Origin of the sequence: Parvibaculum sp. (assembly GCF_049671045.1) — a bacterium.
Lineage (GTDB): Bacteria > Pseudomonadota > Alphaproteobacteria > Parvibaculales > Parvibaculaceae > Parvibaculum.
Genome location: NZ_JBATUH010000034.1, coordinates 1 through 14,908 on the forward strand (window position 1 = coordinate 1; position 14,908 = coordinate 14,908).

Annotated in this window: 10 protein-coding genes and 1 pseudogene; 8 read left to right on the forward strand and 3 right to left on the reverse strand. The window is 65.1% G+C overall.

Annotation, left to right across the window (positions count from 1 at the left end):
- Window positions 1-179 precede the first annotated feature (179 nt).
- From WBG82_RS04265 to WBG82_RS04290, 6 genes and pseudogenes are all read left to right on the forward strand, one after another.
- Window positions 180-1,094 carry an ABC transporter permease subunit gene (locus WBG82_RS04265; RefSeq protein ID WP_424421799.1) on the forward strand — a complete coding sequence of 305 codons (915 nt, stop codon included), beginning with the start codon at window positions 180-182 and terminating at the stop codon, window positions 1,092-1,094.
- 3 nt (window positions 1,095-1,097) lie between these two features.
- On the forward strand, window positions 1,098-2,405 hold the full coding sequence (livM, locus tag WBG82_RS04270) for a high-affinity branched-chain amino acid ABC transporter permease LivM (RefSeq protein ID WP_424421802.1): 1,308 nt from the start codon (window positions 1,098-1,100) through the stop codon (window positions 2,403-2,405).
- Window positions 2,402-3,229 (forward strand): annotated as a pseudogene (locus tag WBG82_RS04275) (ABC transporter ATP-binding protein); the annotation flags it as partial. The gene livM and the pseudogene WBG82_RS04275, both read left to right, overlap by 4 nt.
- Before the next feature lie 32 nt (window positions 3,230-3,261).
- Complete coding sequence (locus tag WBG82_RS04280; RefSeq protein WP_424421805.1) at window positions 3,262-3,993, forward strand: ABC transporter ATP-binding protein; 732 nt, start codon at window positions 3,262-3,264, stop codon at window positions 3,991-3,993.
- Complete coding sequence (locus tag WBG82_RS04285) at window positions 3,990-4,352, forward strand: DUF6867 family protein (protein WP_424421810.1); 363 nt, start codon at window positions 3,990-3,992, stop codon at window positions 4,350-4,352. Before WBG82_RS04280 ends, WBG82_RS04285 begins: the two co-directional genes overlap by 4 nt.
- Before the next feature lie 76 nt (window positions 4,353-4,428).
- Window positions 4,429-5,532, forward strand: a complete 1,104-nt coding sequence (locus tag WBG82_RS04290) for a branched-chain amino acid ABC transporter substrate-binding protein (protein ID WP_424421812.1) — start codon at window positions 4,429-4,431, stop codon at window positions 5,530-5,532.
- 15 nt (window positions 5,533-5,547) lie between these two features.
- Here WBG82_RS04290 and WBG82_RS04295 read toward each other — a convergent pair whose 3' ends face one another.
- Window positions 5,548-6,231 (reverse strand): lysoplasmalogenase, encoded by a 684-nt coding sequence (locus WBG82_RS04295; RefSeq protein WP_424421815.1) that lies wholly within the window; start codon window positions 6,229-6,231, stop codon window positions 5,548-5,550.
- Window positions 6,232-6,271: 40 nt separating this feature from the next.
- Entirely contained in the window at window positions 6,272-7,489 is a 1,218-nt protein-coding gene (locus WBG82_RS04300) for a TIGR03862 family flavoprotein (RefSeq protein ID WP_424421818.1), read from the reverse strand.
- A 112-nt stretch (window positions 7,490-7,601) separates the two neighbouring features.
- On the opposite strand from WBG82_RS04300, the gene WBG82_RS04305 reads away from it, so the two are divergent.
- Window positions 7,602-10,889 (forward strand): carboxyl transferase domain-containing protein, encoded by a 3,288-nt coding sequence (locus tag WBG82_RS04305; protein ID WP_424421821.1) that lies wholly within the window; start codon window positions 7,602-7,604, stop codon window positions 10,887-10,889.
- A gap of 54 nt (window positions 10,890-10,943) precedes the next feature.
- Here the strand turns inward: WBG82_RS04305 and WBG82_RS04310 are convergent, their stop codons facing one another.
- A complete protein-coding gene (locus WBG82_RS04310) occupies window positions 10,944-13,022 on the reverse strand; it encodes an autotransporter outer membrane beta-barrel domain-containing protein (RefSeq protein ID WP_424421823.1) in 2,079 nt (692 codons plus the stop codon).
- 200 nt (window positions 13,023-13,222) lie between these two features.
- Between WBG82_RS04310 and WBG82_RS04315 the strand changes: the two genes are divergently transcribed.
- A complete protein-coding gene (locus WBG82_RS04315) occupies window positions 13,223-14,803 on the forward strand; it encodes a tetratricopeptide repeat-containing sulfotransferase family protein (RefSeq protein ID WP_424421906.1) in 1,581 nt (526 codons plus the stop codon).
- Window positions 14,804-14,908 lie beyond the last annotated feature (105 nt).

A 14,908-nucleotide genomic window follows, 5' to 3' on the forward strand; every position in this document is an offset into this window, starting at 1 on the left:
CCCCGGTTCCGCCGCTCGCGGCAGTGTCCGGCCAGCGCTGAGGGAGCCTTTCCCGCGCCGGCGTCCCTGCCGGTATCGCGCCTCGCCGCGCTTGTCCCTCCGTTAATTGAATGGCAGTGTTCGGGCATCATCGCGCCGGGGGGTGCGAGGGTGATCGGAGGGGGGCCGGAACGGGGCGGATGGCTTATTTTCTGCAGCAATTGATCAATGGTGTGACGCTTGGAGCCACTTACGGGCTCATCGCCATCGGCTACACGATGGTTTACGGCATCATCGGCATGATCAATTTCGCCCATGGCGACATTTATATGGTCGGAGCCTTCATCTCGCTCGTGGGCTTCCTTCTGCTTGCCCTTTTCGGCGTGACCAATGTGCCGCTCGCCTGCTTTCTGGTGCTCATCTTCGCCATGGCCTTCACGGCCGTTTACGGCTGGACGGTGGAGCGCGTCGCCTACCGCCCCTTGCGCGGCTCGCAGCGGCTCGCGCCCCTCATCTCGGCCATCGGCGTCTCGATCGTGCTGCAGAATTTCGTCCAGCTTTCGCAGGGTGCGCGGGTGAAGCCCCTGCCGCCCATGATTGGCGGTTCCTTCACCCTTTCCTCCGAAGGCGATTTCGCCGTGACGATCAGCTATCTGCAGATCGGCATCATCCTCGTCACGATCGCGCTGATGGCGGGCTTCACCTTCATGCTGCGCTATACGTCTCTCGGCCGGGCGCAGCGCGCCGCCGAGCAGGACAAGACCATGGCGGCGCTTCTCGGCGTCGATGTCGACCGGACGATCTCCATGACCTTCATCATCGGCGCGGCGCTCGCCGCCGTCGCCGGGCTCATGGTCACGCTCTATTACGGCGTCATCGACTTCTATATAGGCTTCATCGTCGGCATCAAGGCGTTCACGGCGGCGGTGCTCGGCGGCATCGGCTCGCTGCCTGGCGCCATGCTCGGCGGAATGCTCATCGGCCTCATCGAAGCCTTCTGGTCCGGCTATTTCAGCATCGAATACAAGGATGTCGCGGCCTTCTCCATCCTCGTTCTGGTGCTGATCTTCAGGCCGACGGGCCTTCTCGGCAGACCCGAAATCGAGAAGGTCTGATTGATGACGTCGGCGCGCCCGGAGATCTCCATCACCGCCCTTCTGCGGGACGCCGGCATGGCGGCCCTCGTTGCGGCGCTGCTCGCTTTTCCGCTTCTCGGCTTCAAGCTCAACGCGACGGCGCAAGGGCTCTCCCTCGACATGCGGCTCATCTGGGTGGTCTATGCGTCGGGCGCCGTCTTTCTGGGGCGCCTCGCCCTCTCGCTCGGCGGCATCGTGCTCGGCCCGCGCCTCGGCCAGCGCTTCGGGCGCACCGGGGCGGTGGCTGCGCCCGCGGGCAGGTCGCGGCTCGTCATCGGTATCGCGATGGTGGTAGTCGCGCTCGTGCTGCCCATGCTGCCTTTCGCCGACCGCAACATCATCGACAAGGCGACCCTCATCCTCATCTATGTGATGCTCGGCTGGGGGCTCAACATCGTCGTCGGCCTCGCAGGGCTTCTCGATCTCGGCTATGTGGCCTTCTATGCCGTCGGCGCCTATTCCTATGCGCTGCTCTCGCAATATTTCGGCCTTTCCTTCTGGCTCTGCCTACCGCTTGCGGGTCTTTTCGCCGCTTCCTTCGGCGTCGCGCTCGGCTTTCCGGTGCTCAGGCTCCGGGGCGACTATCTCGCCATCGTCACGCTCGGCTTCGGCGAGATCGTGCGCGAGGTGCTCATCAATTGGGACGAGATGACGGGCGGGCCGAACGGAATTTCGGGCATTCAGCGCCCGTCCTTTTTTGGCCTGCCGATGCAGCCGAGCACGCCCGGCGTCACGACCTTCGCCGATTTCTTCGGCATCGCCTTCTCGCCGGACCAGCGCATCATCTTTCTCTACTATCTCATTCTCGCCCTGGCGCTCGTGACCAACTTCTTCACGCTTCGCATCAGGCGGCTTCCCATCGGACGTGCCTGGGAGGCGCTGCGCGAGGACGAGATCGCCTGCCGCAGCCTCGGCATCAATCCGACGACGGTGAAACTTTCCGCCTTCGCCATCGGCGCGTGCTTTGCAGGCTTCGCCGGTTCGTTCTTCGCCACGCGGCAGGGCTTCATCAGCCCCGAGAGCTTCACCTTCATCGAATCGGCGATCATTCTCGCCATCGTCGTGCTGGGCGGCATGGGCAGCCAGATCGGCATCGTGCTCGCCGCGTTCCTTCTCGTCGGCCTTCCCGAATGGTTCCGCGAGCTGCAACAATTCCGCATGCTCGCCTTCGGCGCCGCGATGGTGCTCATCATGCTGTGGCGGCCGCAGGGCCTGCTCGCCCATCGCGAGCCGACGCTCCGTCTCGGCGGCGACGGCCCCGCCGCCTCCGCAACGAGGGCAGAAGCGTGAACGGCAGCGCGAGAGAAGCGATCCTCACGGTCGAGCATCTGACGATCCGCTTCGGCGGCCTCGTGGCGATCGACGATCTCAGCTTCTCCGCCGCGCGGGGCGATATCACGGCCATCATCGGCCCGAACGGCGCGGGCAAGACGACGGCGTTCAACTGCATCACCGGCTTCTACAAACCCGATATCGGCAGGCTTACGCTTCGCCGCGAGGACGGGCGGGAATTTCTGCTCGAGCGCATGGACGGCCACCGCATCGCGCGCGACGCGGGCATCGTGCGCACCTTCCAGAACATCCGCCTCTTTCCCGGCATGAGCGTCATCGAGAACCTCATGGTGGCGCAGCATGTCGCGCTCATGCGGGCCTCGTCCTTTTCGGTCGCGGGCTTTCTTCGTCTGCCGTCCTACATGCGGGCCGAGGCGGAGGCGCTCGAGCGCGCGCGCTACTGGCTCGACAAGACGAGGCTTCTCGCCGATGCGGACATTCCCGCCTCAAGCCTTCCCTATGGCTCGCAGCGCCGTCTGGAGATCGCGCGCGCCATGTGCGCCGGGCCCGTGCTTCTCTGCCTCGACGAGCCCGCGGCCGGTCTCAATCCGCGCGAATCCCAGGAGCTGAACGAACTCCTCGTCGAAATACGCGACGGGCACGGCACGAGCATCCTGCTCATCGAGCACGATATGAGCGTGGTCATGCAGATCTCCGATCATATCGTCGTGCTGGAGCAGGGGCGCAGGATCGCGGATGGCGCGCCCGCCGAGGTCCGGGCGGACCCGGAGGTCATCCGCGCCTATCTCGGCGTCGAGGATGAGGAAACTGCCGAAGCCGTGCTGCATGGCGGTCCGCAGGGAGGGCATGTCTGATGCTCGAAATCCGCGGCCTTCATTCCGGCTATGGCAAGATCGAGGCGTTGCATGGCATCGACCTCGATGTGCCGGAAGGCGAGATCGTGTCGCTCATCGGTGCCAATGGCGCGGGCAAGACGACGCTTCTCATGACGATTTGCGGGCGGCCCGCCGCAACGCGCGGGAGCATCCGTTTCAACGGTCGCGACATCACGCGCCTGCGCACGCATGAGATCGCCGCGCTTGGCATTGCGCACGCACCGGAAGGGCGGCGCATCTTCCCGCGCATGAGTGTGCTCGAGAATCTTCAGATGGGTGCGATCCTATGCGATCCCTCCCATTTCGCGGAGGATCTCGACGATGTGCTGACGCTCTTTCCGCGGCTCAGGGAGCGCATATCCCAGCGCGGCGGCACGCTTTCGGGCGGCGAACAGCAAATGCTCGCCATCGCCCGGGCGCTGATGAGCCGGCCGAGACTTCTTCTTCTCGACGAGCCGTCGCTTGGTCTTGCGCCTCTCGTCACGAAGCAGCTTTTCGGGAACATCCTGCGCATCAACCGCGAGCGGAAGATGACCATCCTGCTCGTGGAGCAGAATGCGTTCCAGGCGCTGCGGCTCGCGGATCACGCGCATATCATCGTCAATGGCCGCATCGAGATCAGCGGGCCGGGCGCCGCGCTGCTCAACGACCCGGCGGTTCGCGCGGCCTATCTCGAAGGCATCCGTCCGCAGGCGGAGGTCATGCCATGAGCGCGGCGGACTATGCCCTCATATCCGGGACGACGCTTCCCGTTTCGATCGGGATCACGCTCATCCTCGCCGGAAGCTGCGCCGTCATGACCGGCCGGGCGCTTGCGCTCAACTGGCGGCCGGACTGGCAGATCATCCTCTATTGCCTGCTGCTCGCCATTGCGGACCGTTTCCTCATCTTCGCGCTCTTTGAAGGCGATCTCGTTTCCTTTAGCGGCTATGCCGTCGATTTTGCGGTTCTGCTTCTCATCGCGGGGGCGGCGTTCAGGCTCACCCGGGCGCGCCAGATGGTCCGGCAGTACCCCTGGGCCTATGAGCGCGCAGGGTTTGCGGGCTGGCGCGAGCGAAGGCAACGCTGAATTTTTTCAACTTCCTCTTCATGTTTTTCCCCGCCAGCGGCTATTGTTGCGCATGCAACTCCGGGGGAAACAGGTCATGACGCGCTATCTTCTCGTCCTCGTCGCAGCTCTCTCGCTTGGGCTTTTCGCCTGCTCCAAGGAAAAAAGCGGCATCACCATCGGGGTTGCGGGGCCGGTCAGCGGCAGCGAGGCCGTGTTCGGCGAGCAGTTCATTCATGGCGCGGAGAAGGCGGTCGCCGACATCAATGCGAAGGGCGGCGTTCTCGGGCAGAAGCTCAATCTCGTCATCGGCGACGATGCCTGCGATCCCAAGCAGGCGGTGAGCGTCGCCAATGACATGGCCTCGAAGGGTGCGGTGTTCGTCGCCGGGCATTATTGCTCCGGCTCCTCGCTCCCGGCCTCCGATGTCTATGCCGAATCCGGGATCGTGCAGATTTCGCCCGCCTCGACCAATCCTGAATTCACCGAGCGCGGTCTTGCCAACGTCTTCCGCGTCTGCGGCCGCGACGATGCGCAGGGGCCGACGGCGGCCGACTACATCAACAAGCATTTCCCCGGCAAGAAGATCGCCGTCGTCGATGACAAGTCGACCTATGGCAAAGGGCTCGCCGATGAATTCCGCAAGGCGCTCAATGCGAAGGGCGTCAAGGAAGTCCTGCATGAATCGATCACGGCCGGCGAGAAGGATTACAGCCCCCTCGTCTCCAAGCTGAAGCAGACCGATGCCGACATCCTCTATTTCGGCGGCTACAAGACCGAAGGTGGCCTCATCGTCCGGCAGATGCGCGAGCAGGGTCTCGATACCGTGCTCGTCGGTGGAGATTCTCTGGTGACGGACGAATTCTGGTCGATCACCGGGCCAGCAGGGTCGGGCACGCTGATGACCTTCGGCCCCGATCCGCGTCTCAATCCCGCCAATGCCGAACTGGTGGCCGCGTTCCGGGCAGAGAAGTATGAGCCCGAGGCCTATACGCTCTATACCTACGCAGCGATTCAGGTCTGGGCGCAGGCCGTCGAAAAGGCCGGAACGACGGACGCCGCCAAGGTCGAGGCGGTGCTCAAGTCCGAGCGTTTCGATACGGTGCTCGGCAAGATCGGCTTCGATGCCAAGGGCGATATGGATGCGCCCGGCTATGTCTTCTACCAGTGGAAGGACGGCAAATACGCCTATGTCGAGTGAGGCGCGGCCCGCGCCTCAGCGAAGAAGGCCAATGAGGCTCGCCGCGATCAGCGCCTGACCGCCATAATAGGTGATCCAGACCACATGCCCGCGGCGCGGCACGGGCATGCGGAACTTGTCCACGGCGATGACGACGTCCGAGAAGACGAAGAACAAGGCGCCGATCCCGAGCCAGGGCAGCGGGACAGAGAATGCGGCGACCGCCATCAGCGATATGACCGCCATATAAAGGATCACGGGCGCGCGGAACGCTCCGAGCTTCGGCCAGAGCCAGGCGAGCGAGGCGATAGCGAGGATCGCGACGGCGGCGATGCCCCAGAGCTGCCATCCGGCCGACGCGGAGACGAGCGGCGCGAGGACGATCAGATAGAAGATATGCGCGACAAGGAACGAGGCGAGGCCGCGCGGAAAATTCCTCGCATCGCCCTTGAGCGCGAGGAAATAGTCGCCAAGGCTCGAGAAGAGGAACGCGGCAGCAAGTGCAACGAGCGCCAGCGTGCTCGCGCCTTCCACATGAAGGCCGAGCAGGGGAAGCGGAACCCAAAGCGCGATGGAGGCGGTCTTGAACCCCGTCCGCCACAGGGAGGGGCTGCGATCGACGATGGCGAGATAGGCGAGCGACGCGAGCAGCGACAGCGCGGCGAGTGCCCAGCGCAAGGTATCGAGCCCGTCGCCGAATGTCAGAGCCTGATCGAGCATCGTTCCCCCCGAATGTTCCCCGAATCCCGGTGATGCTAGCCTAAGCCTGCGGCTTCAGGCCAAGCCATTCCGCCGCTCCCGCTCCGGCCGCGCGCCCCATCGCCATGCAGGCGCTGAGGAGATAGCCGCCGGTCGGCGCTTCCCAGTCGAGCATCTCGCCCGCGCAGAAGGTGCCGGGGAAGCCGCTCAGCATGAAGTGCCGGTCGAAAGATGCGGCGGGGATGCCGCCCGCGCTCGAGATCGCCTCGGCGATGGGCCGCGCGGCGGTGAGCTTCAGCGGCAGGGACTTGATCGCGGCGGCGAGGCGCTCCGCATCGGCGAAGGTTTCCGGGCCGGTGCACTCGCGCAGCAGCCCCGCCTTCACGCCTTCGATATGGGCCGCCTTTCGCAGATGGCTCGCCATGCTCTGGCGTCCGCGCGGCCGGGCGAGGTCGCGTATGAGGCGTTCGCGGCTTCGCCCCGGCGCGAGGTCGAGGAGAAGCGTTGCCTCGCCCGACGCTTCGATCGCATCGCGCAGCCGCGCAGAAAGCGCATAGATGCCGCTTCCCTCGATGCCATGTTCGGAAATCACGAACTCGCCCTGGTGGCTTTCCTGCCCGAAGGTGAGGATGACGGACTTCACCGGCGCGCCCGCGAAGCGTTCGCGGAAATGCGCCGTCCAGGGAATGTCGAAACCGCAATTGGCCGGGCGGAAGGGATGAACCTCCACGCCCTTCGCCCGCAGCAGGGGAACCCAGGCCGCATCCGCGCCGAGTTCGGGCCAGCTCGCGCCGCCAAGCGCGAGCACGGTGGCGTCGGCGCTATAGGTCACTGGGCCCGTGGGCGTCTCGAAGAGGAGGGCGCCGTCTTCCGCCCAGCCCTGCCAGCGATGGCGGGCATGAATGGCAAGGCCCTGCGCGCGCAGACGCTTCAGCCAGGCGCGCAGCAGGGGCGCCGCCTTGAAGTCGGCCGGGAAGACCCGGCCCGACGAGCCGATGAAGGTCTCGATGCCGAGGTCGGATGCCCATCGGCGAATGTTGTCCGGCGTGAAGGCTTCGAGCGCGGGGAGAAGCCAGGGCGTGGCCGCGCCGAAGCGGCCGGTGAAAGCCGCGAAGGGTTCCGAATGGGTGATGTTGAGCCCGCTTTTCCCGGCCATCAGGAACTTGCGGCCGAGCGAGGGCTTGGCCTCGAAGAGATGCACCTCGGCGTTCCGCCGCATCAGGGCCTCGGCGGCCATGAGGCCCGCAGGGCCGCCGCCGATCACGGCCACGCGCTTCATTCTTGTCACTTCCGTTTCATCCGCGGCGTCGATCGGGGGTGGTGCCATGCGCATAGTCGGCTAACCTAGCGCGATCGGAATCCCGCACCCCAGATATTTCCAGGAACGCCTTATGACTATCACCCATTTGCTGATCGCCAACAGGGGCGAAATCGCAATCCGCATCGCGCGGGCCGCTGCCGATCTCGGCATCCGCACGACGGCCGTCTTCTCGACGGATGATGCGCATTCGCTTCATACGCGCATGGCCGATGACGTCCGCGCGCTGAGCGGACAGGGGGCTGCCGCCTATCTCGATATTGCGGGCATCATCGCGGCCGCGCGCGAGGCGAAATGCGATGCCGTGCATCCGGGCTATGGCTTTCTCTCCGAGAATGTGGAATTCGCGCGGGCCTGCGCGGAGGCGGGGCTCATCTTCGTCGGGCCGCATGCAGAGGCGCTCGATCTTTTCGGCGACAAGGTCAAGGCGCGGGCGCTGGCGCAGGCCTCGGACGTTCCGCTTCTGCCCGGCACCAGCGGGCCGACCAGCGTCGATGAGGCGCGCGCGTTCTTCGAGGCGCATGGCGCGATGATGATAAAGGCGGTGGCGGGCGGCGGCGGGCGCGGCATGCGGGTCGTGCGGAACCTCGACGAGATCGCGGATGCGCATGCGCGCTGCCAGTCGGAAGCGCGGGCGGCCTTCGGCAATGGCGATGTCTATGTCGAAAAGCTGATCGAGCAGGCGCGCCACATCGAGGTGCAGATCGTCGGCGACAAGACCGGCGAGGTCGCGCATCTCTTCGAGCGCGAATGCAGCCTGCAGCGGCGCAACCAGAAGCTCGTCGAGATCGCGCCGAGCCCTTCGATCAGCAAGACGCTGCGCGATGCGCTCACATCGGCCGCGGTGCGTCTGGCGAAGGCGGCTCATTACGACAATCTCGGCACCTTCGAGTTCCTGGTCGATGGCGCCGACATGACGAGCTTCGCCTTCATCGAGGCCAATCCCCGGCTTCAGGTCGAGCATACTGTGACGGAGGAGGTGACCGGCGTCGATCTCGTGCAGACGCAGCTCAGGATCGCAGGCGGCGCGACGCTTGCCGGGCTCGGCCTCACGCAGGAGAGGATCGCCGATCCGCGCGGCTATGCGATCCAGCTTCGCGTCAACATGGAGACGATGGACGAGGAGGGAAATGCGAAGCCCGCGGGCGGCGTCATCTCGGCCTTCGAGCCGCCTTCCGGCCCCGGCATCCGCGTCGACACGTTCGGCTATGCGGGCTATCGCACCAGCCCGAGCTTCGATTCGCTTCTGGCAAAGCTCATCGTCCATTCGCGTACGGATGACTATGCCGATCTGGTGCGCCGCGCGAGCCGGAGCCTCGGCGAATTCCGCATCGAGGGCGTGGCGACCAACATCCCCTTCCTTCGCAATCTTCTCGGTCATGAGGATTTTGCCGCCAACCGGGTGACGACGCGCTTCATCGAGGAGCATGCGCGGGAACTCGCGAAGGATGGGGCGCCCGCGGCCGAGCGCTTCTTCAGCGGCGCGGGCCACGGACACGCAAAGGCGGCGACGGAGACGATCCGCGGCCCTGAAAACAGCCTGCCTGTCGCGGCGCCCATGCAGGGCAAGGTCGTCAGCATAGACGTTCTCGTCGGCGATGCGGTTCATGCCGGACAGCAGATCGCCGTGCTCGAGGCGATGAAGATGGAGCATCTCGTCAAGGCCGATCGCAGCGGCATCGTGCGTCTCCTGGCCGCCGAGCCGGGCGAGGTTCTCTTCGATGGGCAGCCGCTCATTTTCGTCGAGCCGGCCGATGTCGGCGCCTCGGCGGCGGCCGAGGAGGAGGCGTTCGATCTCGATCGCATCCGGCCCGATCTTCAGGCCGTGCGCGAGCGGCTTTTCTTCGGTCAGGACGAGGCGCGGCCCGACGCGGTGGCGCGGCGGCGCAAGACCAATCAGCGCACGGCGCGCGAGAACATCGCCGATCTCTGCGACGAGGGGAGCTTCATCGAATATGGCGCGCTCGCCGTCGCGGCGCAGCGGCGGCGGCGGCCGATCGACGATCTCATCCGCTCGACGCCCGCCGATGGCATGGTGACGGGCGTCGGCTCGGTCAATGGCGCGCATTTCGACGAGGAAAAGGCGCGTGCCGCGATCCTCGCCTATGACTACACCGTGCTTGCCGGAACGCAGGGCGCGATGAACCACAAGAAGACCGACCGCATGCTCGGCCTTGCCGAGCAATGGCGTCTGCCGATCGTCTTCTTCACCGAAGGCGGCGGCGGGCGGCCGGGCGATACGGATGCGCTCGGCGTCGCCGGGCTCGATACGCCGAGTTTCCTCGCCTATGCGCGGCTTTCCGGCCTCGTGCCCCGCGTCGGCATCAATTCCGGCCGCTGCTTTGCAGGCAATGCGGCGCTGCTCGGCTCGTCCGACGTTATCATCGCGACGAAGAATTCCAATATCGGCATGGGTGGCCCGGCGATGATCGAGGGCGGCGGCCTCGGCGTCTTCACGCCGGACGAGGTCGGGCCCGTCGATGTGCAGGCGCCGAACGGCGTCATCGACGTGCTGGTGGAGGACGAGGCGGAAGCGGTCGCGGCGGCGAAGAAATATCTCGCCTATTTCCAGGGGTCGCTTGGCGACTGGTCCTGCGCCGATCAGCGCCTTCTCCGGCATCTCATTCCCGAGAACCGCCTGCGCATCTACGACATTCGCGCCGTCATCGACGCGCTTTGCGACACGGGCTCGGTGCTCGAACTCCGGCGCGACTTCGCGCATGGCATGATCACCGCGCTCGTCCGCATCGAGGGCCGCCCGATGGGGCTCATCGCCAACAATCCGGCGCATCTGGCCGGCGCGATCGACGCCGATGGCGCGGACAAGGCGTCGCGCTTCATGCAGCTTTGCGATGCCTTCGCGCTGCCCATCCTGTCGCTCTGCGACACGCCGGGCTTCATGGTCGGGCCCGAGGCCGAGAAGACCGCGCAGGTGCGGCGCATGTCGCGCATGTTCGTGACGGCGGCGAGCCTCTCCGTTCCCGTCATGACCATCGTGCTTCGCAAGGGATACGGGCTTGGCGCGCAGGCCATGGCGGGCGGCAGCTTCCACGCGCCCTTCTTCATCGTCTCATGGCCGACGGGCGAATTCGGCGGCATGGGGCTCGAAGGCGCGGTGCGTCTCGGCTATCGCAAGGAAATGGAAGCGATCAAGGACCCGCAGGAGCAGAAGAAGTTCTTCGATCAGATGGTCGCCCGCTCCTATGAGCACGGCAAGGCGATCAACATGGCCTCATTCCTCGAGATCGACGAGGTGATCGATCCGATCGAGACGCGGCGCTGGGTTCTTCGCGGCCTCGCCTCTCTGCCGAAGCCCGTGCCGGGGACGGGCAAGCGGCGCAACTTCATCGATACGTGGTGAGGGAAGATCCGTTCCCGGCGACGCTCAGGCAGCGCCGCCGGGAACAGGCTTGCATCAGAAGGACAGGATCGCGCGCAGCGACAGCGTGTTGTGCTCGGTCCCGCGCCCATAGGTGCCCGTATAGGCGAGCTTGAGTTCGAGGCTGTCCGACATGTTCGCCGCGACGCCGAGGCCCGCGACGAGGGCCGTTCCGTTGCCCTTGCGGAACGGCGTGCCGGTGAGCGAGGACGGCGTGCCGACGAACTGCGCCGTTAGGCTCGTCTTGTCGGAGCCGAGCGCGCCCCTGACGCCGAGGCGGGCTTCCGGAACGAGCGTGCCCCAGCTGCGGGCGATGCTGTAGCTCGCCTTCGCGCCGGCTTCGATTGCGCCCGCGCGGATATGCGCCTCGTCGACCTGGAGATTGCCGATGCCCGCGCCGGTTTCCGTATAGCCGTTGATGCGGGTGTCGGTGTAGGAGGCGCTCAGATAGGGGCCGGCCTTGAGCGCGGAGGTGACGGGCACGTCGAAGCCGGTCACGACATTGACGCCATAGGTGAGGCCGCCCGTTTCGCCATTCGCCATCGCCGGGCCCTGGGCGCGGCGATAGTCGTAGTCGTTCCAGCCGACGAGGCCGACCGCGTCGAGATAGAGCGCGGGCGTGAAGCTGTGCGACATGTAGAGCGAGGCCGTGTAGGCGGTGACATCGGAATTGCCGAGGTTGCCTTTCACGTCGGAATTCGCCTCGGCATAGCTCAGGGCGCCACCGATGCGCGTCTTCGGCGTGAACAGGTAGTCGCCGCCAAAGGTTGCGCTGAAGCCGTCATAGCTCACGCCCGCAATGCTGCCAGCGGCACCCCGCCGGCCGGTGAAGCCCGACACAAGGCCGAATGCGCGCCAGCCGTTCCCCGACCAGTTACGCCGCATGGGCGCGCCATCGCCACTGGCGGAGGCAAGGCGGATGAGCGAGCGGCCGGCATCCGACATGGTGTTGCCGGAATAGGCATCGGCAATCCTGATCCCCGCCGCGCCGGTCATCGACGCCGAGGCGACACCCGCGGGCGCGTCACCGACGCCGAGGCGCAGGTTCGACAGTTCGGTCAGAATGTCGGTCGTGATCTGCGCCGGTACGGCGTTGCCGATGGCCGACAGGCTTTCCGCGTTCGCCTCGGGCATGCCGGTGGCGAAGCTGAAGTTCCTGATCGTCAGGATTTCCTCGGCCGTGAGCCCGGTGAAGAAGGGCGAATTGATCGATAGCGGATTGCCATTGTTTGTGATGAGCCGCGCAAGCTCCTGCCCAAGCTCGATGTCGCCCTGTTTCGAGTCGAGCGTGTTGCCGAAGCTTGCGATGTCGGCTGTCAGCACGTTGAAGACGACGAGACGGACCGTTTCGCCCGGCGCGACGGAGATCGGGAACTTCCAGATCGGATTGTCGTCGCCGGCGCTATAGTCCAGCACGACTTCTGTCGCGGTATAGGCGTTGTTGCCGAAGATATGCGTGATGACGGGGTCGGCGCTATTCGGCTGGGTCGAGACGAGATAGGTGTTGTCCGGTCCGACGGCAACCCATGTCGTGCTGCTGTCCGAACCGAGATTGTTCGCCCAGGCGAGCGTGCCTGAAACGGTCGAATTGGTTTCGTTGGTGAAAGTGTCGACCCAGCGCACGGCGTTGGCGATGCCGCCATCCCTGAAAGGGGTGGTGATGAGTGTGGTCGCTCCGCCGGGCCCACGCGTGGCCTGCACGTTGCGGGTGACGGTGAGCCCGCCGAACTGGGTCATGCCTTCAAGGCCAATGCCGCCATAGCCGTCATAGGCATCGTTGGCCGTGTGCCCGGTGACGGAATTTCCCGCCGTGCCGAAGCCATTGCCACTCGCTTCGGACAGTGCGCCGGGCGCCGACGACGAGCTGTTCAAGCCGCCGGGCAGCGTGTTGTTGTCGATCTCGTCGCCGGGGCCAGTCGAAAAGTTGGTGTCGAAGCCCTTGCCGACATAGCTGCCGGAAACGCCTAACCCGTATTGACCGACTTCATCGAGGCCGTTGACGTAGAAATAGAAGAGCTGCTGCTCGGCCTTGGAGGGTGTACTCACACTTGCGATGGCAAGAGCGGACGCACAAAAAAGCAGCGCCGAGCGGCGCCGCAACGCAGGTTTGAACATTTAATCCTGTGATACAGAAGATTTGGACCATTGCCTCATTGGCTGGGTGGTCTGATAACAATTCGCTTCTGAATTTTCCGCGTGAAATTATGTCGTTGGCCCGGATTCAGGTGCTTTGGAAATGATTTGTTGTCGTCGCGCCACATGGCGACGAAAAGGGATGCGGTACGGGGCGAGATGAAGGCGAAGCGGACGTGCCGATGAGGAACAATGTGAGGTCGCGCAAGGGCAGCGCGAATCAGTCGCCGCTCGACGAAGAGGCGCTGAAGCTCTTTCTCACGCGCGCAACGGAGCATCACAGCGCCGGGCGTTTCGACGAGGCCGCTCGTCTTTACGAGCATGTGCAGGCCAGAAATCCAGATGCTCTGGCCGCGCCCTATTTTCTCGCGCTCATGGATGTCGAATGCGGACGGCTGGAAAGCGCGCTCGATCGCTTGCGCCACGTCACCAGGCACGATCCGAAGTCTTTCGAGGCGCAATACAGCCTTGCCTATGTGCTGCAGGAGCTCGGGCGCTGGCCGCAGGCGATAGATGCCTATCGGCGCGCCGTCGCCCTCAAGCCGAATGTCGCCTTGTCGCGTCTCAATCTGGCCGCCGCGCTCGAAGTCATGGGTCGTCTCGACGAAGCGATAGCGGTTCTCCGTGAACTCGCCGATCAGAGACATGCGCGCCAGCGGGCAATCATCCGCATTGCGCAACTCAAGCCCGCGTCAATCACGCCGGAGGACTTCGCCGATCTGACGCGAACGGCCGAAAATCCGGATGCGCCGGTGGGTATCCGGATTTCATCCCTGTTCGCGATGGGCGAAATTCTCGAGAAGCAGGGCCGCTATGACGAAGCCTTCGCCGCCTTCGCGGAGGGCAACCGGCTGCGGCGCGAGAATATCTCCGAGCCCGTTGAGGAAGAGGGGGTGATCGCGCCGCCCGGCGCGCGGATCGTGCATGATACGCCCGAGGCGGCGGCGAGAAGGCATCAAACGGCGGTCTCCACTATCCGCGGGAAGCTGACCGCGCCCTTCATCGCGCGTCATGAAGGTGGAGGTTCGGCCTCGGCGGCCCCCATCTTCATCGTCGGCATGCCGCGCTCGGGCTCGACGCTGCTCGAGCAGATTCTTTCGAGCCACCCCAAGGTTCAGGGCATGGGAGAAACCACCGCGCTGGGCGAAATGCTGGCCGGACGCTTTCCCTACGGTAATTCGGAGACGGAGGAGACGATCGCGCCGGATCATTTTGGCCGCCTCGCCGATGCCTATCTCGAGCGGTTGCGGGCGCGCGGCTGGCGCAAGGAGCCCTTCGTCATCGACAAGATGCTCGGCAACTACATGCATGTCGGCGTCATTCATCTGATGTTCCCGCGCGCGACGATCCTCCACGCCATGCGCGATCCGGTCGATACCTGTCTGGCCGGCTTCCGCAAGCTTTTCCGCTCGGGCAATGAGACGACCTACGATCTCGCCGAGATCGGCGCGCAATATGTCCGTTATCGGGAGATGATGGCGCATTGGGACGAGGCGCTGCCGGGTCGTGTCGTCCATGTGAGCCATGAGGCGCTGGTGAGCGATCCGGACAGCAGGATCCGCTGGCTGGTCGAAGAAGCGTGCCGCCTCAAATGGGACGATGCCTGCCTGCGCTTCTATGCGACCCGGCGCCCGGTCCGCACCGCGAGCATCGCCCAGGTGCGCCAGCCGATCTTCACGAGTTCGCTCGAGCGCTGGCGCCGATACGAAAAGCATCTGGGGCCCTTGTTCGAGGCTCTCGGCCCCTACGCTCCGCGCGGCTGAGCGTTAACCATGATCGGCGGCCGGGCCGGATCGCCCGTCCATATTGAACTGTGCCAATCTCGCTCATCATGATAAGAATTGCGGCTTGTGTGAGCCCGGGGCGGG

Coding starts and splice junctions, on each gene's coding strand:
- WBG82_RS04265 (WP_424421799.1), top strand. CDS start 180: ATGGCTTATTTTCTGCAGCAATTGATCAATGGTGTGACGCTTGGAGCC.
- livM (WP_424421802.1), top strand. CDS start 1,098: ATGACGTCGGCGCGCCCGGAGATCTCCATCACCGCCCTTCTGCGGGAC.
- WBG82_RS04280 (WP_424421805.1), top strand. CDS start 3,262: ATGCTCGAAATCCGCGGCCTTCATTCCGGCTATGGCAAGATCGAGGCG.
- WBG82_RS04285 (WP_424421810.1), top strand. CDS start 3,990: ATGAGCGCGGCGGACTATGCCCTCATATCCGGGACGACGCTTCCCGTT.
- WBG82_RS04290 (WP_424421812.1), top strand. CDS start 4,429: ATGACGCGCTATCTTCTCGTCCTCGTCGCAGCTCTCTCGCTTGGGCTT.
- WBG82_RS04295 (WP_424421815.1), bottom strand. CDS start 6,231: ATGCTCGATCAGGCTCTGACATTCGGCGACGGGCTCGATACCTTGCGC.
- WBG82_RS04300 (WP_424421818.1), bottom strand. CDS start 7,489: ATGAAGCGCGTGGCCGTGATCGGCGGCGGCCCTGCGGGCCTCATGGCC.
- WBG82_RS04305 (WP_424421821.1), top strand. CDS start 7,602: ATGACTATCACCCATTTGCTGATCGCCAACAGGGGCGAAATCGCAATC.
- WBG82_RS04310 (WP_424421823.1), bottom strand. CDS start 13,022: ATGTTCAAACCTGCGTTGCGGCGCCGCTCGGCGCTGCTTTTTTGTGCG.
- WBG82_RS04315 (WP_424421906.1), top strand. CDS start 13,223: ATGAGGAACAATGTGAGGTCGCGCAAGGGCAGCGCGAATCAGTCGCCG.